17 protein-coding genes are annotated in these 21,414 nt (G+C 64.8%); 12 read left to right on the top strand and 5 right to left on the bottom strand.

Features of this window, described 5'->3' with window-relative positions; translation table 11 throughout:
• The first annotated feature begins 5 nt into the window (after positions 1-5).
• The 6 genes from M1E01_RS10125 to M1E01_RS10100 all read left to right on the top strand — a co-directional run bounded on the left by M1E01_RS10125 (position 6) and on the right by M1E01_RS10100 (position 6,669).
• Entirely contained in the window at positions 6-1,478 is a 1,473-nt protein-coding gene (locus M1E01_RS10125; RefSeq protein WP_457971490.1) for an SDR family NAD(P)-dependent oxidoreductase, read from the top strand.
• Complete coding sequence (locus M1E01_RS10120) at positions 1,475-3,031, top strand: methyltransferase domain-containing protein (protein ID WP_457971489.1); 1,557 nt, start codon at positions 1,475-1,477, stop codon at positions 3,029-3,031. The genes M1E01_RS10125 and M1E01_RS10120 overlap by 4 nt, the downstream gene beginning before the upstream one ends.
• Entirely contained in the window at positions 3,028-3,402 is a 375-nt protein-coding gene (locus M1E01_RS10115; protein WP_457971488.1) for a hypothetical protein, read from the top strand. Before M1E01_RS10120 ends, M1E01_RS10115 begins: the two co-directional genes overlap by 4 nt.
• Complete coding sequence (locus M1E01_RS10110) at positions 3,399-4,736, top strand: family 1 glycosylhydrolase (RefSeq protein WP_457971487.1); 1,338 nt, start codon at positions 3,399-3,401, stop codon at positions 4,734-4,736. The genes M1E01_RS10115 and M1E01_RS10110 overlap by 4 nt, the downstream gene beginning before the upstream one ends.
• A gap of 67 nt (positions 4,737-4,803) precedes the next feature.
• On the top strand, positions 4,804-5,859 hold the full coding sequence (locus tag M1E01_RS10105) for a glycosyltransferase (protein WP_457971486.1): 1,056 nt from the start codon (positions 4,804-4,806) through the stop codon (positions 5,857-5,859).
• Between the two features lie 594 nt (positions 5,860-6,453).
• Positions 6,454-6,669, top strand: coding sequence for a hypothetical protein (locus M1E01_RS10100; RefSeq protein ID WP_457971485.1), 216 nt, complete (start codon positions 6,454-6,456; stop codon positions 6,667-6,669).
• Between the two features lie 70 nt (positions 6,670-6,739).
• Here the strand turns inward: M1E01_RS10100 and M1E01_RS10095 are convergent, their stop codons facing one another.
• Positions 6,740-7,021 (bottom strand): DUF3040 domain-containing protein, encoded by a 282-nt coding sequence (locus tag M1E01_RS10095; RefSeq protein WP_457971484.1) that lies wholly within the window; start codon positions 7,019-7,021, stop codon positions 6,740-6,742.
• Complete coding sequence (locus M1E01_RS10090) at positions 7,021-7,704, bottom strand: IMPACT family protein (protein ID WP_457971483.1); 684 nt, start codon at positions 7,702-7,704, stop codon at positions 7,021-7,023. The genes M1E01_RS10095 and M1E01_RS10090 overlap by 1 nt, the downstream gene beginning before the upstream one ends.
• A gap of 93 nt (positions 7,705-7,797) precedes the next feature.
• Here M1E01_RS10090 and coaE point away from each other — a divergent pair, with 93 nt between their 5' ends.
• From coaE to M1E01_RS10070, 4 genes are all read left to right on the top strand, one after another.
• The gene (gene coaE, locus M1E01_RS10085; RefSeq protein ID WP_457971482.1) at positions 7,798-9,051 is read left to right on the top strand and encodes a dephospho-CoA kinase; all 1,254 of its coding nucleotides are present in this window, start codon (positions 7,798-7,800) and stop codon (positions 9,049-9,051) included.
• A gap of 40 nt (positions 9,052-9,091) precedes the next feature.
• Positions 9,092-11,191 (top strand): excinuclease ABC subunit UvrB, encoded by a 2,100-nt coding sequence (uvrB, locus tag M1E01_RS10080; protein ID WP_457971481.1) that lies wholly within the window; start codon positions 9,092-9,094, stop codon positions 11,189-11,191.
• Positions 11,192-11,421: 230 nt separating this feature from the next.
• Positions 11,422-12,447: a TerC family protein gene (locus M1E01_RS10075; protein ID WP_457971480.1), complete on the top strand. Its 1,026-nt coding sequence runs from the start codon at positions 11,422-11,424 to the stop codon at positions 12,445-12,447.
• Between the two features lie 159 nt (positions 12,448-12,606).
• Entirely contained in the window at positions 12,607-14,034 is a 1,428-nt protein-coding gene (locus M1E01_RS10070) for an MFS transporter (RefSeq protein WP_457971479.1), read from the top strand.
• Here M1E01_RS10070 and M1E01_RS10065 read toward each other — a convergent pair.
• The 3 genes from M1E01_RS10065 to M1E01_RS10055 all read right to left on the bottom strand — a co-directional run bounded on the left by M1E01_RS10065 (position 14,020) and on the right by M1E01_RS10055 (position 18,484).
• Positions 14,020-15,297, bottom strand: coding sequence for an alpha/beta fold hydrolase (locus M1E01_RS10065; RefSeq protein WP_457971478.1), 1,278 nt, complete (start codon positions 15,295-15,297; stop codon positions 14,020-14,022). The two genes, M1E01_RS10070 and M1E01_RS10065, sit on opposite strands and share 15 nt — an antisense overlap.
• Positions 15,298-15,418: 121 nt before the next feature.
• Positions 15,419-15,919, bottom strand: a complete 501-nt coding sequence (locus M1E01_RS10060) for an N-acetyltransferase family protein (RefSeq protein ID WP_457971477.1) — start codon at positions 15,917-15,919, stop codon at positions 15,419-15,421.
• A 21-nt stretch (positions 15,920-15,940) separates the two neighbouring features.
• The gene (locus tag M1E01_RS10055) at positions 15,941-18,484 is read right to left on the bottom strand and encodes a DEAD/DEAH box helicase (protein ID WP_457971476.1); all 2,544 of its coding nucleotides are present in this window, start codon (positions 18,482-18,484) and stop codon (positions 15,941-15,943) included.
• 140 nt (positions 18,485-18,624) lie between these two features.
• On the opposite strand from M1E01_RS10055, the gene M1E01_RS10050 reads away from it, so the two are divergent.
• Together M1E01_RS10050 and M1E01_RS10045 are read left to right on the top strand one after the other, a co-directional pair.
• Complete coding sequence (locus M1E01_RS10050; RefSeq protein WP_457971475.1) at positions 18,625-19,401, top strand: trans-aconitate 2-methyltransferase; 777 nt, start codon at positions 18,625-18,627, stop codon at positions 19,399-19,401.
• Between the two features lie 135 nt (positions 19,402-19,536).
• Positions 19,537-21,360 (top strand): ABC transporter ATP-binding protein, encoded by a 1,824-nt coding sequence (locus tag M1E01_RS10045; protein ID WP_457971474.1) that lies wholly within the window; start codon positions 19,537-19,539, stop codon positions 21,358-21,360.
• Positions 21,361-21,414: the final 54 nt, after the last annotated feature.

Here is a 21,414-nt window from a genome sequence, read left to right as displayed (position 1 = left end):
ACATCATGACGCCTTACGACAACTTGGGGCGGCACCCGAGGCTGGCCAGGAACCTGGCGCGGCCTTCCAGGTGCAGGAACGTGGCCGTGATCCTCGCCGGCGGGGTGGGATCCCGGATGGGCTTGGACATCCCCAAGCAGTTTGTTCCTGTCGCTGGCCGGACGAGTCTGGAGCACACTGTCGACGTTTTCCAAGCCTGTCCCGTCATCGACGACATTCTGGTCATGATGGAAGCGGGCTACATTGCCCGCGCCGAAGAGCTTCTGCCCCTGAGTCGGTTCAGCAAATTGCGCGGCATTTACCGCGGTGGATCCGACCGCAACGAAACCTCATACCTGGCGCTGACTTTGATCCATGACACCGACTCCAACATCATCTTCCACGACGCCGTCCGCCCACTGATCGACTCCGACGTGATCAGGGCCTGCGTCACAGCACTGGACCGTTTCGACGCTGTGGACACCGCCATCCCGTCCGCCGACACCATCATCGAAGTCGACGACCGCGGTTTCATCAAGGCCGTGCCCCAGCGCGCACGGCTGCGCCGGGGCCAGACACCCCAGGCGTTCAGGTTCCCTGTCATCAGCGCGGCTTACGACCTGGCACGGAAGGACCCCGCTTTTTCCGCGACCGATGACTGCTCGGTTGTGCTGAAGTACCTGCCGGAAGTACCGATCTTCGTGGTGGCAGGCGATGAAGCCAACATAAAAATCACCCATCCAATTGACATCCACCTCGCCGACAAGCTGTTCCAACTCAAGCACAAGACCTCCGGCGCCTCCTCCGGTCCCGTTGACCTGCATGGATCAACAGTGCTCATTTTTGGCGGAAGTACCGGTATCGGTGCCGAACTAGCCCGGCAGCTTGAGGACGAGGGCGCAGCGGTGGTAACGCACAGCCGGACAGGGAGCGGCACCTTCGTTGAAGACCGCAAGTGCGTTGCCGCTGCCCTGTCCGCCGCGGCCAGGGCCAACGGAAAAGTGGACCACGTAGTCCTCACAGCAGGAGTCCTGACGGTGGGGCCACTGACGGCGCTCACAGATAAGCAACTGCACCATGACGTGGACGTGAACCTCATGGCAGCCTTCATCGTCGCCCAGGAGTCCTACCCGTACCTGGCCGGCACAAAAGGGTCCCTAACGCTTTACGCGTCCAGCTCCTACACCCGGGGACGGGCCAATTACACGGTGTATTCAGCCACCAAGGCGGCCATCGTGAATCTCACCCAGGCGCTGGCGGACGAATGGGGGGACGTGGGGATCCGCGTCAACTGCATCAGCCCCAGCCGCACCGCCACCCCCATGCGCACGAAAGCATTCGGCGCCGAGGCCGAAGAAACTTTGCTGCAAGCGGGGACGGTGGCTGCAGCAAGTGCCCGTGTGCTGGGTTCGGACATGACCGGGCAGATCATCGACGTCAGGCTTCCGGGCACTGACCCGCTGAGCGAGACCGAAACCAACCTCGTGAGCACGCCATGACACACACGATCCACGCCGACAGGACGGCCTTGACCGTGGCCGGGCCCGCGTTCCCTGAAACCTGCAGCCTCTCAGTGTCGCTGGCAAACCGGCGCATCTGGACCTTTCGCCCTGCCGACGGGACGGTCTCCGGAGACCGCCTCACCATCCCATGGCCAGCCGCGCTGGTGCCCCGGCTCACCGGATCCGCGAACCTGCTGCTCCTTCAGGACCGCATCCCTGTATGCGGACCCACCACCGTTCACTTCGATGACTCGGGGGAAGAATTCACCCTCACCGAACCGGGAACGGGCATCCCTCAGGTCATCAACAAGTGGGGACGGGTGGGCCGGTCCTTCGAAGGCCGCGACCCGGCACTGATCCAGGATGTCCTGGACGCCACAGAGGATCTGATCAGGCTCGTGAAAAAGCACGCCGGGCTAGATCTGTTCGTCACTGGTGGAACGTTGCTCGGTCCTGTCCGGGACGGCCACATCATGCCCAACGATGACGACGCCGACCTTGCCTATCTGAGCGCCTACAACAATCCCTCCGACATCGCCCTGGAAAGCTTCCGCCTCGAGCAGATCATGCAGGACGAGGGCTACGAGACCGTCCGCCACTCAGCAGGCCATCTCCAGATCATGTTTCCCGGTGCAGGGATTGAAGACCGCTTCTATGTCGACATTTTCACTTACTTTATGGTTGGCGGATGGTTCCACGGAACATTCCATGCCCGTGAACCGGAGGCGCACGTCAGCGTGCTCCCACTCCAGCCGGTCGAGGTCAACGGGCGAATGCTTCCCGGCCCGGCAAGCCCGGAACAGTTGCTGGCCGCCATCTACGGCCCTAGCTGGCGGACTCCGGATCCAGCCTTCCGGTTCATCACGCCCCCGCCCGCCCGGCGACGGTTCCACGGCTGGCTCAACAGCTTCGACGTGGACCGGGAAAACTGGGAGGACCATCACCGCGCCCAGCTTGCTGCACAAACGACAGCTGTGCCCTCGGAATGGGCACGACAACTTGCCCGCGAGTTGCCCACCGGAACCCGGATACTGGAACTCGGCTGCGGGCTGGGATCAGATGCCCGGCACCTTGCACGTCACGGACATGATGTGCTTGCCGTTGACTACAGCCGTCCTGCCCTGGCAGCGCTAGCGGGCCAGAGCCTGCGCTCCGGACAGCACCTTCAGCTCAAACGCGTGAACCTCAACTCAGTGCGCCAGGTCGCACCCCTGGCCAAGACCTGCCGCGATAACGCAGTTCCCCTCCACGTCTACGCCCGGCTGCTGCTCAACGCGCTTCCCCCGGAAGGCCAGGAGAACGTCCTGTCCCTTATCCGACACATCCTGGGCCGCCATTGTGTGCAGGGTCGCGCATACCTCGAAGTAAGTGCAGGGGCAGAAGACGAAGCACTCTCCTCCTGGAACATTTACGCGCCCATAAACGCGGGGGAGTTGCGGCGCCACCTTGCCCTGAAAGGGCTCGAGATTGAAGAAAGCGATTCCCGCCCAGCTGGCGAGGACGGGAACCGCAGCCATATGCGGCTAACGATCAAAGCGAGGACAACATGAGAAATTGGAGCACGATCCTGCTGAAGAGTGTTGCCGGACTGGTCAGAAGTGCCTCCGGTGCCAGACGGCCGGCGCAGGGCCGAACAACGGAATCGGCGCCGGGCCGAACAACGGAATCAAGGAGTGGGCCGGACGAGCTGACGGCAGAACTTTCACGTTTAAAGGCGCAGCTGGAGGACCTGACGGCCGAAACGGCGCACATCAAGATGGAGCTCTCACGTTTGGACGGCGACCTTGACGAATCCCGCCGGTTGAACCTGCGCGCTGCTGAGCTTCTTGACATTGTCTATACCGAGCTAAGTTGCAGTGCAGGCTCGCAGTCTCGGGAATACCACCGGGAGACTCCGGAAGCCGGGGAAGGGGGAGCATGAACCACCCTTCTCCGCACCCAGCCATTCAGCTGATCGGTGCATTCGAAAGCACCTACCTCCCGGCCCACGACAGGGACATCACCGAAACCACTGGCCACGACACGAGCTGGAAGCAAGACCTTGAACTACTTGCCGCGTCGGGGGTGACCAGGCTGCGGTACCCGGTGCGGTGGCACCGCATCGAAGCCGAAGAAGGCAACTTTGATTGGTCGGGCACAGACAAGGTGCTGCGCTACCTCAGAGACCACGGCTTCAGCCCGATCGTCGACCTGGTCCACCACACCAGTTACCCTCGCTGGCTGGCCGGCGGCTTCGCCGACCCCCGCTTTGGCCCCGCCTACTTGAGATACGCCAAACTGTTCGCACTGCGCTATCCCTGGATACAGGAATACACACTCTTCAACGAGCCGTTTTCCACGCTCTTCCTTAGCGGCCACGAAGCGATCTGGCCCCCCTACCACCGGGGGCTCGCCGGCTTCATCGAACAGATCCTGAACGTACTGCCCGCCGTAGCTGAAGCCAGCAGACTCTACGCTGAACTGCTGCCAGGCGCCAGGCACGTCTGGACCGACACCTGCGAGCACCATACAGGGTCAGACGCAGCCGGACGGGACTACGCCCGCATGGCGAACGAGCGCCGCTTCCTGGTCATCGACACCTTCCTCGGACGCGGCTACGACCCTGACGGCCCGATGGCCGGGCCGCTCCGGGAAGTAGGCGGAGAACGCCTGCTTGAACTCCCGACCGGGCGAATCGACACCCTCGGACTGGATTACTACGCACACTGCCAGTGGAATTTCGGATCAGGAGGAGGAACAGCTCCCACGAAGCGGCCACGCCCCTTGGCGGAACAGATACGCGACTACTGGCACCGCTACAACCTCCCCTGCATCCTCACCGAGACCAATATCAGGGGACGGACCACCGACAGGGCCACCTGGTTCAAATACGTCCTGGAACAATGCGAACTTGCCCAATCCATGGGAGTCCCGATGGAGGGTCTTTGCTGGTTTCCCTTCATTGACTCCACCGACTGGGATTCCCTCCTCTTCCGCTGTGACGGCCACATTGACCCCGTCGGCGTCTATTGGCTGGATGCGGAACTGGCACGCAGGCCCTCCGTGATGTCGGACTCCTATGCCCTGGCTGCCGCTGGCACCAGGGCCGAGGACCTCCCTGCCTACCCGTTGGGTGAGCCCGCCGCCACCTGGCTCGAGGGCTACCTGCCCCACATGGCCCACTGGGCCTGGTCACCCTGCCCTGAATCCGGCCTGGGAAGCGGCCTCCCGAACCAAGACACCCGAATGGAATTGAGGATCGTCGATGCAAAGTGAACTCATAGTACTGTCACATCTGCGCTGGAACTGGGTATGGCAACGCCCCCAGCAACTCATCTCAAGGATGAGCACGAACCGGAAGACCTGGTTTGTCGAGGAACCTCTAACCCCGCCGGGAGGGCCGGCTGAGCCCAACCGGCTCAACAGCTGCAAGGCCGACGGACTCAACCGTGTCTGGCTGGAAATTCCCGAGCAGGGGCACCATGTGGGCTTCTTTGACCAGGTGCTGCCGCACTACATCCAGCAGCTGCCCCGACTCATCGGTGAACCCACGGGAGAACGCGTTGTCTGGCTCTACACGCCGCTGGCTCTGGAAATCGCCCTGGCTCTGCAGCCCACAAGGCTCGTCTACGACGTGATGGACGACCTCGCCGCCTTCAAGGACGCCGCTCCTGAACTGATCGTGCGGCAGCGGCAGGCCCTGCGCCGAGCCGACGTCGTCTTCACCGGAGGAAGGTCTCTGCACAACTCCATCACCAGGCAGGGGCGGACAGAAGCGCAGCTCTTTGCCAGCGGCGTCGCCCCCGAACACTACGCCCCCTCACTGTGCAGGCAACCTTCCGCTGGAGGCAGCCCGGTGGCAGGCTATGTCGGAGTCATCGATGAGCGGCTGGACCTGGACCTCATCGCCGAAACGGCAGCCCGGCTGCCGCACTGGGAAATCCGGATGATCGGCCCCCACGCCAAAATCAGCCCCGACGACCTCCCCCAGGCACCCAACATCACGTATGTCGGCCACAAGACCTACGCCGAACTGCCCGCCGTCATGGCGGAACTCGATGTCGCCCTGATGCCGTTCGCATTGAATGAGGCAACCCGCTCCATCAGCCCCACCAAGACACTCGAATACCTCGCCGGCGGGCTGCCCGTCATCTCCACACGCGTCCCGGACGTGGTGACCGACTTCTCCGGAGCAGTCCACTTGTGCGATACCGCGCTGGAATTTGCAACAACCTGCGCCCGCTTAGGGCATAGAAAGCCCTCCACCCGGCCTGAACGCAACATCCGCGAGCTGCTCAAGAAACACCACTGGAAAACCATTGCAGCACAAATGGAGGAATCAGCATTCCCCACCGCCGAGGAGGACGGGACAGCAGCCGCAGGAGAGGCCACAGCTTAGATCGACAAACGGCGGCGCACAAAACGACGGCCCGGGGCCCCGGCACCCGTCCCCGAGAATCCCGAGTGTGCTTGATACTTTTCGGGCGCTGCAAACGCGGAAAAACCGCCGAAACGAAGTCAGCCTTACTCCGATTGTTGGGAGGTACGCGGGCCTTGCTCGGACCCCGGTTCTTCTTCCAGCACGTGACCCGCTTTTCCTTGCGCCGCCTGGCCTGGATTATTTTGATTGGGGGGCAGCGGACTGTCGTCAGAATTCCGACCGGTTTCAGCACGCCTGTTGTGCACGTAGGCGGCAGGGGGCAGGTCGCCGCCAGAGGTGTTCTCAGTCATGGCTACAGCGAAGCATTCCCGCAGAACGTCCGCAAGGTCATGTCAAAGACTTGGGGGAGCTCCCTCGCCAAAGTGACAGGAGGCAACGCAGCGCACCGGTGGCGCGGAACGGAATCCCTCATCGGCCAAGCCGCCTTGATGCTGCAAGTCCAGAGGCCGACTGCTGGCGGAATTTAAGCGGCCACGGTCAGCCGGTGCGCCATCCGGGCCAAACTTGGTCATTGACCTTGCGGGGGACGGGTAGCAGAAGCAAGGATTGGTCATGGAAGACCTGCTGAGCACGGCGAGATCCTTGCTGATGCAGCCGGATCTGGCCTTAGTTGACCTGTGGATCCTGTATTGGAACCGCGGCGGGCACTGTCATCCTTTCGATTTCGACGCCTTCATTTACGAGTTGCTGCCCTCCTCCGGTCTCGACCTCTCTGCCCTTGCCTCTGCCCTTGATGAATTGATGATGGAAACCGGCTGCCAACAATGACCGGTTTATGGATTCTGATTCCGCTGATGCTCAGGGCTGATCCCTGTGGCTTCTTTACGGGTGGAAGCCGTTAAGGAACGGGTGACCGCCCGCAACCATGAGCGCGAAACCCGATGGCGGCGATGATCGTGAGTCCCGTGATGATTCCGGGGATGACCGCCGCGAAGCCGGCTAACGCGGCCAGGACGCCGTTGATCATTCGGGACGTTGCCCTGCTGCGGGTGAAGCCGGACTGCAGTTCCCGTGCCAGGTCCGGATGTGCTGCCGCGGGTTCCTTTTCGAGCTGTTCAAGGAGCCTGCGTTCCTCATCCGACAGCGCCATCGGAACCTTCACCCGCGAGAAAGCCGTCACTACGGGAGGTCCACCCACTCCGTGCCTTCCGGCTCCAGGACTGCAGCTCCGGCCGTCATCGCGGCCACGCGGCCGGCGGTGTCAGCCAGCACTGCAGGTGAGTCCGGAAGGGCCAGCCGCAGGACAGTAGAATCCGCATGGTACCTTGTTCCCGCCATGGCATAGCCGGCGCTGCGCAGGTCGTTCTCCAGCCGGCCGGCCGCCGCGTGGGGGATCCTTACGGCACAGATCCTGAGGCGGCGGCGCTGCACCAATGGGGCCAAGCCGAGCGCTGTCGACACCGACTCCGAGTAGGCCCGCACCAGCCCGCCGGCACCCAGCAGCACGCCGCCGAAATAGCGCACGACGACGGCACTGACGTCACTGAGGTCCGTCACCCCAGGTGCGGTTTCACGGCGGAGCAGGGCCTCCAGCATAGGGATTCCGGCCGTGCCGGACGGTTCGCCGTCGTCACCGGAGCGCTGGACGTCCCGGTCGGCACCCAGCACGAACGCGGAGCAGTGGTGCCGCGCGTCGTGGAATTCCCGGCGGAGGTCCGCCACGAGGGCTCGGGCTGCTTCCTCGCTGTCTGCCCGCCGCAACACCGTGATGAACCGCGACCGCTTAATCTCCAGCTCCTGGCGGAAATCACGGCAGGCGGCAAGCGTGGTGTAGGACGACGTCCTGCTTTCTTGCTGTTGCACCGCCCAAGTCTAGTCGGGGCATGGGCCCACGCCGCCAGGGTTCCCTGGGTGAGCGGAGCGAGGTCAGGGGGCGGCGGGGATTAGTCTGGAGGGGTGTTGAAGATCGGACTGACGGGCGGCATCGCCTCGGGGAAGTCAATGGTGGCCGCGCGCCTGAAGGACCTGGGCGCGGTGCTTGTGGATGCTGACGCGATAGCGCGCGAAGTCGTTGAACCGGGCACGCCCGGGCTGGCAGCCGTGGTGCGGGCCTTCGGGGAGGACCTTCTCGACTCCTCGGGGTGGCTGGACAGGGCCCGTCTTGGTGGAATTGTCTTCCAGGATCCGGAGCGGCGTGCCGAGCTGAACGCCATCGTCCACCCTCTGGTACGGCAGCGGGCCGCAGCGGTGATCTCCGCAGCCCCCGCAGACGCTGTGGTGGTGCAGGACATCCCACTCCTCGTCGAGACCGGGCAGCAAAGCGCCTTCCATCTCGTCGTGGTGGTAGACGCCGCGTCGGAAGTGCGGGTCCAGCGGATGGTCCGCCACCGCGGTATGACGGAGGAGGAAGCCCGTTCCCGGATGGCCGCCCAGGCCTCCCGCGATGTCCGCTTGGCCGCCGCCGATGTGGTCCTGGATAATTCCGGGTCACCGGAAGACCTGCAGCTGGCGGTGGACCGGCTGTGGGAGGACCGGCTGGTGCCCTTCGCCCGCAACCTCAGCGTATCTGCCGTCGCAGGGCGCAGCGGCGGACCGGTGCTGGCCCCGCACGACCCCGACTGGGCGCGTCAGGCGTCCCTGCTGATGGCGCGGCTGCGTGCCGCGGCCCCGGAAGACATCCTCGCGGTTGACCATGTCGGGTCCACCGCCGTGCCCGGACTCGATGCCAAAAACGTGATAGACCTCCAACTCGCTGTGGCGGACCTGGAAACAGCGGACCGGATTGCGCCGCTGCTCGGTGCCGCAGGCTTCCCCGTCTGGCCCGGCATCCTGCTCGACAACCCCGCCCCCGGCCGCCCCGATCCGGCGGCCTGGTCCAAGCGGCTGCATGGGAATGCCGATCCCGGCCGGCCCGTGAACCTCCATGTCAGGGTCGCAGGCTCACCGGGCTGGCGTTTCGCGCTCTGCTTCCGGGACTGGCTCACCGCTGTTCCCGCTGCCCGGGAAGCCTACGCTGCCGAAAAGCACCGTGTCGCGGCCCGCCACGCTGCGGACACCTCAACGGCCGCATACGCGCAGGACAAGGAAGCGTGGTTCACCGCGACCGGAGGTCCCGGCATGGAGCGGTGGGCCGCAAGCAGCGGCTGGCAGCCGCCGTCGTACATTGCTGCCGGCACCATCACCGGCAGCGCCGGTACAGCCCAAAGCTGAATCACGGGGGCTGGCCTGCGCCCGGCGGTAAATTAGATACATGAGTCTTGCGCAGGAGATCAACCGCGTCGTAGCGCCATTCGAAGTCATCAGCGAATTCAAGCCCGCGGGCGACCAGCCGGCCGCCATCGCCGAGCTCACCGAACGCATCAGGAACGGCGAAAAGGACGTGGTGCTCCTGGGCGCCACCGGTACCGGAAAGAGCGCCACCACGGCGTGGCTCATTGAGCAGGTGCAGCGGCCCACCCTGGTCATGGTGCAGAACAAGACGCTGGCCGCCCAGCTGGCCAATGAGTTCCGCGAGCTGCTGCCCAACAATGCGGTTGAGTACTTCGTCTCGTACTACGACTACTACCAGCCGGAAGCCTACGTTCCCCAGACGGACACCTTCATCGAAAAGGACTCCTCCGTCAACGAGGAAGTGGAGCGCCTGCGCCATTCGGCCACTAACGCGCTGCTGACAAGGCGCGATGTGGTGGTGGTGGCCACCGTTTCCTGCATTTACGGCCTTGGCACCCCCGAGGAGTACATCGCCGGCATGGTGACGCTGCGGCGGGGCCAGGAGATGAACCGCGATGACCTGCTGCGGAAATTCGTCTCCATGCAGTACGTCCGTAACGACATGGACTTCCACCGCGGGACGTTCCGGGTCCGGGGCGACACCGTGGAGATCATCCCGATGTACGAAGAACTCGCGCTGCGGATTGAGTTTTTCGGTGATGAAGTAGAAAACATCTACACGCTGCACCCGGTCACCGGGGAGGTTATCCGGGAGGAGACGGAGATGTACGTCTTCCCGGCTTCACATTACGTTGCCGGACCCGAGCGCATGTCACGTGCGATCACCGCCATCGAGGACGAACTGGCCGAGCGTCTTAGCGTTCTGCAGGGCCAAAACAAGCTCGTGGAGGCCCAGCGCCTCCAGCTGCGAACCAACTATGACCTCGAGATGATGCAGCAGATGGGTTTCTGCAACGGCATCGAAAACTACTCGCGCCATATCGACGGGCGGCCTGGCGGCTCCGCGCCGCACTGTCTCCTGGACTACTTCCCGGACGATTTCCTGCTGGTCATCGATGAGTCCCACGTGACGGTGCCGCAGATCGGCGCGATGTACGAAGGTGACATGTCCCGCAAGCGGACGCTCGTGGACCACGGCTTCCGGCTGCCGTCCGCTATGGACAACAGGCCGCTGAAGTGGGATGAATTCCTGGAGCGCATCGGCCAGACCGTCTACCTGTCCGCGACCCCCGGGAAGTACGAACTCGGGAAAGCCGACGGGTATGTGCAGCAGATCATCCGCCCCACGGGCCTCATCGATCCGGAAGTCGTCGTCAAGCCCACGAAAGGCCAGATCGACGACCTCCTGGGCGAGATTCGCACCCGGGTGGACAAGGACGAACGTGTCCTGGTCACCACCCTCACCAAGCGCATGGCGGAGGATCTCACGGACTACCTGCTGGGCCACGGCATCAAGGTGCAGTACCTGCACTCGGACGTTGACACCCTCCGCAGGGTGGAGTTGCTGCGCGAGCTCCGGATGGGCGTCTTCGACGTCCTGGTGGGCATCAACCTGCTCCGCGAAGGCCTTGACCTGCCCGAAGTGTCCCTGGTGAGCATTCTCGATGCTGACAAGGAGGGCTTCCTCCGATCCTCCACTTCCCTGATCCAGACCATCGGCCGTGCCGCGAGGAATGTGTCCGGCCAGGTGCACATGTACGCGGACCGCATCACGGATTCCATGGCCCACGCGATCGAGGAAACCAACCGCCGCCGGGCCATCCAGGTCGCCTACAACAAGGAGAACGGCGTCGATCCGCAGCCGCTGCGAAAGAAGATCGCGGACATCACCGACCAGCTGGCCCGGGAGGACGCGGACACCCAGGAACTGCTGAACAACAACCGCCTGGCCAAAGGCGGCAAGCGCGCCAAGTCCGCAGCCAAGGGCGCCGCGACCGTGCGCTCCGACGGGCTCGCGGCAGCACCTGCCGAGGACCTGGTGGGGCTGATCGAACAGCTGACGGAACAGATGCACGGCGCCGCCGCCGAGCTGCAGTTCGAGGTGGCTGCCCGGATCCGCGATGAGGTGGCTGAGCTGAAGAAGGAACTGCGGCAGATGCAGGCGGCAGGCCACGCCTAGGCGCTTATCGCTCCGCAAACCGTCCCTGCCGTGTTGGTCATGGACGGGAACGGTCGCTGGAGTACTGTAAAGTTATGGTCACGTAGGGGAGTATCCCAAGCGCTACGGACGTCAACACGCAGGGCACAGATGCCTTGCCGGGCGTAGCGGGCAGCCACATCAGCACCAAGTGCACAGGTTCGCCGGAGAGACTTACACCAGTTTTTTGTACCCTGCGAAAGGTGAACTCTGTGCAGCTTCCTGTCTGGTTTGAGGTCGGCTCGTTCGTCGCCCTCGGCATCATCCTCCTGTTAGACCTGCTCCTGGTGGTGCGGCGCCCGCACGAACCCTCCATGAAGGAAGCCGGCTTGTGGGTCGCCTTCTATGTGGCCCTTGCCCTGGCCTTTGCCGGTGCGATGTTCGCGTTCGCGGGTCCGGAGTACGGCGGACAGTTCGTCGCCGGTTGGGTGACCGAATACAGCCTCAGCATCGACAACCTCTTCGTCTTCATCATCATCATGGCGCGGTTCTCGGTGCCCCGTAAGTACCAGCAGGAAGTGCTGATGGTGGGCATCATCATCGCCCTCATCCTGCGCGGCATTTTCATCATGCTCGGCGCCATCGTCATCGAGCAGTTCAGCTGGGTGTTCTACATCTTCGGCGCCTTCCTGCTGTGGACCGCCTGGAAGCAGGCCAAGGACGAAGGCGAAGACGAGGAGGACACGGAAAACGCGCTGATCGCGAAGCTCCGCAAGGTCATCCCCATGTCGGAGAAGTTCGACGGCGGCAAGCTCCGCACCGTCGTCGACGGCAAGAAGGTCTTCACCCCCATGCTGATCGTCTTCGTGACCATCGGCATGACGGACCTGCTGTTCGCCGTGGATTCCATCCCCGCGATCTTCGGCCTCACCCAGAGCGCATTCATCGTCTTCACCGCGAACATCTTCGCGCTCATGGGCCTGCGCCAGTTGTACTTCCTGCTCGGCGGCCTGATGAACCGCCTGATCTACCTCAAGCACGCACTGTCCGTCATCCTGGCCTTCATCGGTGTGAAGCTTATTCTGCACGCCATGCACGTCAACGAACTGCCCTTCATCAACGGCGGCCAGCACATCGAGTGGGCACCCGAGATCCCCACGTACGTCTCGCTTGGCGTCATCGTCGGCACCATCGTCATTGCCGTGATCGCCAGCCTGATCAGCTCCAAGGCACAGCAGGCCAAGCTGGATGCCCGCCTCGAAGAGGATGCCAGGAAAAGCATGAGCGACGTCGACTAACGTTCAGATATCCCGGGCCGCCCGGTGCCCTGCACCCGCCGCCCGTAGAAAACCCCGGCCACTTTGTGGCCGGGGTTTTCTCTTCAGTACAGGGTTCCTCACCCCAGGGTTTACATTCGCAGGGGTTCCGGCGACTTCCTCCGGGACTATGCTCGGAGGATGGCAACCACCTCCCGGACGGACCCGGATGTGCGGCTGGTGCAACGGCGCACCGTGGTGCTCCTGGGGTCCGCGCAGCTGTTCAGCGCCATTGGAACCGGGGCGACTGTCTCCATCGGTTCCCTGCTGGCCGTCGATTTGTCCGGTTCCGAGGCGTGGGCCGGCTCAGTCGCCACCATGATGACGCTCGCGGCAGCGATCGCGGCGCTGCCGCTCGCCTCCCTTGCCGAACGGCGCGGACGCAGGATCAGCCTTGCCACCGGACTGGCCGCGGCCCTGGCAGGTGCTGTGCTCATCATCGTGTCCGTGGTTTCCGGGGCCTTCGCCTTCCTTGTCATAGGCTCCGCGGGCGTAGGGGTGGGAACAGCCGCAAACCTTCAGGCGCGGTTCGCCGCCGTTGACCTTGCAGACGCAGAACACCGCGGCCGCTCCCTGTCCGCCGTCGTCTGGGCCATCACCATTGGGGCCGTGGCCGGACCAAATCTGATACAGCCGGGCGCTGTTGTTGGCCAGAGCCTGGGGCTGCCGCCTATCGCGGGGCCGTTCATTATCTCCGGAGCCGGACTGGTTCTTGCCTGTGGCCTGCTGCTGGCGGGGCTCCGCCCAGACCCGCTCCTGCTGGCCCGCCAGATAGCAGCGCAGACCCAACCGGTGGCAGCTGAGCCGGCGGCGGAAGCTCACCCGGCTGCCGCAGCGCAACCGGCGGCAGCGTTGGCCCCGCCATCGGCCGGAGCCCAGCCGGCCCAACTCCCGGCAGCGGCAGCGCCCGCCGGAGGTTCACTCGCCCGGGGGTTGCGGGCCATCCGGCGTGCGCCGGCAGCGATCCTGGCGCTGGCCGCCGTCGTCGGTGCCCATGCGGTCATGGTGGGCGTGATGTCGATGACCCCGCTCCATCTGCAGGAGATCGTCGCGGGCCCGGCCGGCGCCCACGGCAGCCATACCGCGGGCAGTGATGTCCTGGTTATCATCGGATTCACTATTTCGCTGCACATCGCCGGGATGTTTGCGCTCTCGCCGGTGATGGGCTGGCTGACGGACAAGCTGGGCCGTACCCAGACCATCGCCCTCGGCTTCACCACCCTGACGGCTGCCGTGCTCGTGGCGGGCTTTGGGCAGGCGTCGACGGCGGCCGTTGCCGTGGGCCTCGTGCTCCTGGGCGTGGGGTGGTCGGCGTCAACGATTGCCGGCTCGACGCTCCTGGCCGAGAGCGTCGCGCAGCAGGACCGGGTGGCAGCGCAGGGTGTGTCGGACATGCTGATGGGCGCGGCAGGCGCCGCGGGCGGCGCCGTCTCGGGCCTGGTGCTGAGCTGGGCGGGCTACCTGGGCCTTAACCTGGCCGGCGGCCTGCTGGGAGCCGGCATCCTCGCGGCCGCGGTCGCGGTGCTGCTGGCGGGGCGGGCCCGGGAGGGACAGTCAGTTCCGGACTGACCGCACCATGCCCAGGAGCCGGCCGAAAATCGCTTCCCCGTCGTCGGCGATTCCGTCGTGATGGAAGTCGGCCGTTTCCCACGTCTGCAGTTTACGGACCGCCGCGGCAGTTTCCAGGGAAAGGGCGCGATCCACATAGATGTCATTCGTGTAGACGGCGGCGGCGGCCGGCACCGTGTTGGCTGCCAGCTGTGCGGGTGCGTACAGCGGTTTCCAGTCCGTCTTGGCCGCCAGCAGTTCAGCTACATCCTTGAGCGGGCGCAGCGAGTTGTCCTGCTCGAAGTACCAGGGGTAGATCATCTCGCCGGTCAGCAGTATCTGCGGGGCGTCCGGGCTGAACTCCGGAAATTCCCGGAGGACCCGCCAGGCCGCCCAGTCAGTCGCCTGGCCCTGGGCGTAGATGGACTCGTGCATGAGGGCGTACAGGGGGTTGGCAGCGCGGGAAACCTGAGGGCGGAGCTGCTCGAGGAACGAGTCAGACAGCCTGTGGCCTCGGGGAGTGTCCACGAAGGCGTCCTCCAGCAGGTTGTGCAGCCAGTCCACTCTCGTATTGCCGCCGAGGAAGGCTCCCACCATCTGGAAGCGTTCCACCGTGAGGCGTTCTCCGCCGGGCAGGAACTCCTCGGTGCTCCGCAGGTGCCCGGCGATCCGGTCTACAATTTCACGGTCTTCCGGGTACCAGCCGAAGTATTCGGCATTGCGGGCGGCGACCCGCCTGAACGTCTCGCGGTACACCCGGTCTGCTGTGCCCTCGAGCGGGGCGAGACCGCCGGTGATGAGCACTTCCCTCAAGCCTTCTGGCGCGAACGAGAGGTAGGTCAGCGCGATGAAGCCGCCGTAGCTTTGGCCGTAGATGGTCCATGGTTCCGACCCCAGCGCATGGCGGATCAGTTCGGCGTCGGCGACGATCGAATCGGCACGGAAGTGTTCCAGGTAGCGGGCCTGTGCCTGGGCGTCGCCGCGCAGGGGCAGCGTGTTGCGGTCCGCGGGGGAGGACAGCCCGGTGCCCCGCTGGTCCAGCATGAGGATGCGGAATTCTTTGGCGGCGGCCTTGCTCCAGCCGCCGAGCGACATGAACCGGTTTCCGCGGCCGCCGGGTCCGCCCTGCAGGTATACAAGCCAGGGCAGTTGTTTCGCAGCCGTTTCAGTATGCTCCGTCGATACGTATTCGCGGGCAAAAACGGTGATCGTCTCGGCGTCGGGCTCCTCCGGGGAGCTGAAATGGTCCAACGGGACGGTGAAGTAGTGCTCCGTGGTGCGCATCCCGCGGAACTCGTGCCTTGCGCGGACGGTGTGGGACGCCCGGGCCCCGGGAATGGCGCTGGTCGCCTGAGGGATCCGATTCTGAACGGCGCTGTTATGAACCTCCCCGGGCGCCGCGACGTCAGCCACGCGCCCCGGCCCCGCTGCGGGCTCCAAAGGCCGCGAGGGCGTCTCCGGTAAGGCGGAAGGTGGACCATTCCTCCAGCGGGCTGGCCCCCAGCTTCCGGTAGAAGTTAATGGAGGGCTCGTTCCAGTCCAGGACGCTCCATTCGACACGCGCGTAACCGCGGTCGACGGCGGTCGCGGCCAGGTGCTGCAGGAGGGCCTTGCCGTGTCCCTCGCCGCGGGCCTCGGGAGTGACGTAGAGATCCTCGAGGTAGATGCCGTGCACACCTTCCCAGGTTGAATAGTTCAGGAACCACAACGCGAACCCGCGGACCTGCCCTGCCTCATTTTCCGCCATGTGGGCGAATACACGGGGGCTTTCCCCGAAGAGCACGGCGTGCAGCATCTCCGGTGTGTTGCGGACGGCATCCGGTTCCTTCTCGTAGACGGCCAGTTCGTGGATCATCTGCAGGATTACGGGGACATCGGCGGGGATGGCAGGTCGGATAACACTCATGATCCGAGCTTACTGGGTGAGTCAGAGTCTGTTGACGTCCGTCACGCGGACCACCGCGGTACCGGTTTCGTTGGAGGCGGCGAGGTCCACCTCAGCGGAGATGCCCCAGTCGTGGTTGCCGGCGGGGTCATCGAAAATCTGCCGGACCTTCCACGCGCCCGGTTCCTCGGTGATGATCAGCAGCCCTGGCCCCCGGGCGTCAGGTCCTGTACCGATGTCGTCATGTTCGTCGAAATAGTCATCCAATACGTCTTCCCAGCGGTCCGCGTCCCAGCCGGCGGCGCCGTCGAGCTCTCCGAGAGCTGCTGCATCCTCCTCCGCGAACAGCTCAACGCGCCGGAACATCTCGTTCCGGACCATGACCCGGAAGGCGCGGATGTTGGATGTCAGCGACGGCGGCGGGGGTGGCGGGGCGTCATGGGGTGTGGGCGCCGCACCGGAGGTCAGCTCCTCCCATTCATCGAGGAGGCTGGAGTCAACCTGGCGGACCAGTTCGCCGAGCCAGGCGATGAGGTCCTCCAGGTCCTCGCGGAGGGCATCCTGGGGTACGGTCTGGCGCAGTGCCTTGAACCCGTCGGCCAGATACCTCAGCACGATGCCCTCGGAACGCGCCAGTCCGTAGAACTGGACGAACTCGCCAAAGTTCATGGCACGCTCGTACATGTCCCGGATGATGGACTTGGGGGCCAGTTCGAAGTCGCCAATCCACGGCGCTGCCTTGCGGTAAACCTCGAAGGCCTCGCCTAGGATCTCAGCGAGTGGCTGCGGGTAGGTCACCTCGTCGAGCATGGCCATGCGCTGCTCGTATTCGATGCCGTCGGCCTTCATCGCCGCAATGGCCTCGCCGCGGGCCTTCTTCTGCTGGGCAGAGAGAATCTGCCGCGGCTTTTCCAGCGTGGCCTCGATGACGGAGACGACGTCGAGCGCGTACGACGGCGACTCCGGATCCAGCAGTTCCAGCGCGGCGAGGGCGAAGGGGGAGAGCGGCTGGTTCAGCGCGAAGTTGGGCTGCAGGTGCACGGTGAGCCGGACCGTGCGGCCGTCGGGCCCCTGCTCCGCCGGCGGGATGCGCTCGACGACCTCGGCGGCGAGCAGCTCGCGGTAGATGGCGAGGGCCTTTTTCATCAGCCGAAGCTGGGACGGGCGCGATTCGTGGTTCTCGGTGAGCAGCCGGCGCGCCGCTGCGAACGGGTCGCCGGGCCGTTCCATGAGGTTCATGAGCAGGGCATGGGTGACGGTGAAACTTGAGGTCAGGGGTTCCGGAACGGATTCCACCAGCCGCTTGTAGGTGGGCTCGCCCCAGGAGACAAAGCCTTCCGGCGGCTTCTTCTTCACAACCTGGCGCAGCTTCTTCTGGTCATTGCCGAACTTCGCCGTGGCCTTGGCCATGGCCCTGACATTTTCCACCACGTGCTCCGGCGCCTGCACCACAACGGTGCCGGCGGTGTCGTAGCCTGCCCTGCCGGCGCGCCCGGCGATCTGGTGGAATTCCCGCGAGTTGAGCAGGCGGGTGCGGACGCCGTCATATTTGCTGAGGGCCGTGAGCAGCACGGTCCTGATGGGGACGTTGATGCCGACGCCGAGGGTGTCCGTGCCGCAGATGACCTTCAGGAGACCTGCCTGGGCGAGTTGCTCCACGAGGCGCCGGTACTTGGGCAGCATGCCCGCGTGGTGGACGCCGATGCCGTGCCGGACGAGGCGGTTAAGTGTCTTCCCGAAGCCCGCAGCGAAGCGGAAGTTCGCGATCAGCTCGGCGATCCGGTCTTTCTCCTCCCTGCTGCAGACATTGATGCTCATCAGCGTCTGGGCGCGTTCGATCGCTTCGGCCTGGCTGAAGTGCACCACGTAGACCGGAACCTGCCTGGTGGACAGGAGTTCCTCCAGCGTCTCGTGCACTGCGGTCTCGTGGTAGTAGTAATGCAGCGGGATGGGCCGCTCGGCCGAGCTGACTGTCGTGGTGGGGCGGCCCGTGAGCTTGGTCATGCCCTCCTCGAAGCGGCTGACATCACCCAAGGTTGCGGACATCAGCAGGAACTGGGCCTGCGGCAGCTCAAGCAGGGGCACCTGCCAGGCCCAGCCCCGCTGAGGATCCGAGTAGAAGTGGAACTCGTCCATGACCACGGACCCGAGCTCAGCGGCTGCCCCCTCCCGCAAGGCGGTGTTGGCGAGGATTTCCGCCGTGCAGCAGATGATCGGTGCGTCCTGGTTGACGCCGGAATCGCCGGTGATCATGCCCACGTTCTCTGCGCCGAATATCTCGCACAGGGCGAAGAATTTCTCCGACACCAGGGCCTTGATCGGCGCTGTATAGTAGCTGCGCTGGCCGCGCGCCATGGCCTGGAAATGCGCGGCAATGGCCACCAGGGACTTGCCTGACCCAGTGGGTGTCGCGAGGATTACGTTGGCGCCGGAAGCGAGCTCCATAATCGCCTCGTCCTGGGCGGCGTACAGCTCAAGCCCGCGGTTTTCCGTCCATTCCAGAAAGCGCATGTAGAGGGCATCCGGATCTGCCTCCGCAGCTGCTGTCCGTGCGGCCGGGGCGGGGAGCTGTTCAACGAGTTTCATTGCTTTCCAGCTTAGTGCCGTATGCCCGGCGGACGTGCTTTCATCCCGGGGGCGGCGTTAGGCTCGCGTTGGTTGCCCCTTCGAGGCAACCGCAGGCCGGCAGACGCGGCCTGTTCGCGCTTGTCCTCCTGGAGCTTTTTGTGAAATGGAATCCCGCCAAGTACGTGCAGTTCGGCGACCACCGGCAGCGGCCGTTCTTTGACCTGACATCACGGATCGACGCTGCAAGCCCGCGTGAGGTGGTCGACCTTGGATGCGGGCCGGGCAACCTCACCGCCACACTCGCGGAGCGCTGGCCGGCGGCGAAGGTGGTGGGGCTGGACGCCTCCGCCGAGATGCTCGCCAAAGCTGAAACGCAGGAGGGATCTTTGCCGAACCTCGAGTTCCGGCTCGGGGACATCGCCGCCTGGATACCTTCCCCGGAAACCGACGTCGTCGTGAGCAACGCCGCCCTGCAGTGGGTCCCCGAACACACCAACCTGCTCCCGGGATGGCTGGCGGCACTCCGGCCGGGGGCATGGTTCGCGCTCCAGGTACCCGGCAACTTCACCGCCCCGTCCCACACCCTGCTGCGCGGGCTCGCCGAATCCCCGGCCTGGGCAGCAAAGCTCGACGGCGTGCTCCGCCATGACGGTGCCGTTGACGATACATCCCGCTACCTCGACATGATGCTGCGCGCCGGCTATGCGGCCGACGCCTGGGAAACCACCTACCTGCAGGTACTTCCGGGGGACAACGCAGTCCTCGAGTGGGTGCGCGGGACGGCGCTGCGTCCCGTCCTCGCGGTCCTGTCGCCCGAGGACGGGGCCGCATTTGAGCGGGAGTACGGCCAGCGGCTGGCCGAAGCCTATCCGTCCACCGAGTACGGCACCGTCTACCCGTTCCGACGGATCTTCGCGGTGGGCCGGAAACTTTAGGACAGGCCAGTCTTAAGCCCGGCGCGTCTTAAGCACCCCGAAGACGGTGCTGTGAGGTAGCTTACAAGGAGGAAGCGGTTGTGGGGGCCGGCGGTGAAGGCTCCTGTTCTGCACCAGCCATGAAGGAGGCGCCCGGTGCTCTTTCGGCTTATGCGCAGCCTCCTGTCGGAACACCGTGCCGCGGTGTGGGCCATCCTCGTGCTGCAGATGCTTCAGACCGCCGCCAACCTGATGCTGCCTACGCTGAATGCAAGCATCATTGACGACGGCATCCTCCGCGGGCGGAGTGACGTGATTCTGGAGCTGGGAGCATGGATGGCCGGGCTGTCCCTCGTCCAGGCCGGCGCTGCGCTGGGCGCAGGCTACCTCGGCGCCGTCGTGGCCATGAAGCTCGGCCACCGGCTCCGGCGCAGCCTGTTCGCGCACGTCCAGGCCATGTCCTCGCAGGAGGTCAACGCGTTCGGCGCCCCCACCCTGGTCACCCGTGCAACCAACGACGTGCAGCAGATTCAGACCTTCGCAGTGCTGGTATTCACGATGCTGGCCGCCGCGCCGGTCATGGGCATCGGCGGGGTAGTCCTGGCTGTGCAGCAGGACGCAGCCCTGTCCGCCGTCGTGATCGTCGTTGTTCCGCTGCTGGTGCTCATCATGGCACTGATTGTGCGGCGGCTGATCCCGTTGTACCGGGAGGGGCAAACACTGATAGACGGCGTAACGCGGATCCTGCGGGAACAGATCGTCGGTTCGACCGTCATTCGTGCCTTCGTGCGGCAGGACCATGAGGCCGGCCGCTTCGCCGAGGCAAACCGGAAGCTGACCGGCAACAATCTGCAGTCAGCGCTGCTCGTGGCAGGCATGCTCCCGTTGATCATGATCGTGGTGAACCTGTCCTCCGTGGCAGTGGTCTGGTTCGGCGGGCATCTCATCCAGGCCGGGAACATGCAGGTGGGGGCGCTGTCCGCCTTCATCGCCTACATCCTGCAGATCCTGCTGGCCATCATGATGGCAATGTACGTCTTCATGACCGCTCCCCGCGCGGCCGTCTGCGCAGAGCGCATCCAGGAGGTGCTGGATGTGCAGCCTGCCATCGCGGGTCCGGAAAAGGCCGACGGCGATGCAGACGCGGCAGCCGCCGGCCCCGATGCGGCCGCGTCCCATGCCGCAGGCCCGGATCCCGCCAATTCAGATCCAGCCGGTTCACATTCGGCCGGTTCAGATGCGACGGTGGAGTTCCGGAACGTCACCTTTGCCTATCCCGGGGCGGAAACCCCCGTCCTTGCGGGCATTTCCTTCACCGCCCGGCCCGGGTCCATCACTGCAATCGTCGGCTCCACAGGCAGCGGAAAATCCACACTGCTGAACCTGTTGCCCCGCTTCGTGGATGCCGTAGACGGTGTGATCACCCTCGGCGGACGGGATATCCGCAGCTTCGGGCTGAATGACCTCCGGGAGCGGATGGCCGTGGTCCCGCAGCATGCTTACCTCTTCTCCGGGACAGTGGCAGGAAACCTCCGCATGGCGGCCCCCGACGCCAGCGAGGAAGAGCTGTGGCAGGCCCTCCGGCGCGCGCAGGCGGATGAGTTCGTCCGCCGGCTGCCGCATGGCCTCAATGCCGCGATCGGACAGGGCGGCGCAGGGCTTTCCGGCGGCCAGCGGCAGCGGCTTTGCATCGCCAGGGCTGTCCTCCGCAAGGCTCAGCTGTTCCTTTTGGACGACTGTTTCTCAGCACTGGACTACTCCACCGAGGCCCGTGTCCGACATGACCTTGCACCGGTCCTGGCGAAGGCCACCACGATCGTCGTAGCCGAACGCATCACCAGCATTATGGACGCGGGGCAGATCCTCGTCCTTGATGAGGGACGCCTTGTAGCTCAGGGAACACACACCGAGCTCCTAAAAACCTGCCGGACATACCGCGAGATCGCGGAGTCCCAGCTCGAACTGAACCGGCAGCCGTGAGGGACCGTGCCATGACGGATGACCTGCCGTGAGGGGTGCACACACGGCCGGGCG

The organism is Arthrobacter sp. D1-17 (assembly GCF_054130535.1).
The sequence above is the reverse complement of the archived record's forward strand: the minus strand, read 5'-3'. Positions and strand labels throughout refer to the sequence as shown.

Bases quoted from the DNA above. Each gene is read 5' to 3' on its own strand.
- M1E01_RS10125 (WP_457971490.1), top strand. From the start codon at position 6: ATGACGCCTTACGACAACTTGGGGCGGCACCCGAGGCTGGCCAGGAAC.
- M1E01_RS10120 (WP_457971489.1), top strand. From the start codon at position 1,475: ATGACACACACGATCCACGCCGACAGGACGGCCTTGACCGTGGCCGGG.
- M1E01_RS10115 (WP_457971488.1), top strand. From the start codon at position 3,028: ATGAGAAATTGGAGCACGATCCTGCTGAAGAGTGTTGCCGGACTGGTC.
- M1E01_RS10110 (WP_457971487.1), top strand. From the start codon at position 3,399: ATGAACCACCCTTCTCCGCACCCAGCCATTCAGCTGATCGGTGCATTC.
- M1E01_RS10105 (WP_457971486.1), top strand. From the start codon at position 4,804: ATGAGCACGAACCGGAAGACCTGGTTTGTCGAGGAACCTCTAACCCCG.
- M1E01_RS10100 (WP_457971485.1), top strand. From the start codon at position 6,454: ATGGAAGACCTGCTGAGCACGGCGAGATCCTTGCTGATGCAGCCGGAT.
- uvrB (WP_457971481.1), top strand. From the start codon at position 9,092: ATGAGTCTTGCGCAGGAGATCAACCGCGTCGTAGCGCCATTCGAAGTC.
- M1E01_RS10070 (WP_457971479.1), top strand. From the start codon at position 12,607: ATGGCAACCACCTCCCGGACGGACCCGGATGTGCGGCTGGTGCAACGG.
- M1E01_RS10065 (WP_457971478.1), bottom strand. From the start codon at position 15,297: ATGCGCACCACGGAGCACTACTTCACCGTCCCGTTGGACCATTTCAGC.
- M1E01_RS10060 (WP_457971477.1), bottom strand. From the start codon at position 15,919: ATGAGTGTTATCCGACCTGCCATCCCCGCCGATGTCCCCGTAATCCTG.
- M1E01_RS10055 (WP_457971476.1), bottom strand. From the start codon at position 18,484: ATGAAACTCGTTGAACAGCTCCCCGCCCCGGCCGCACGGACAGCAGCT.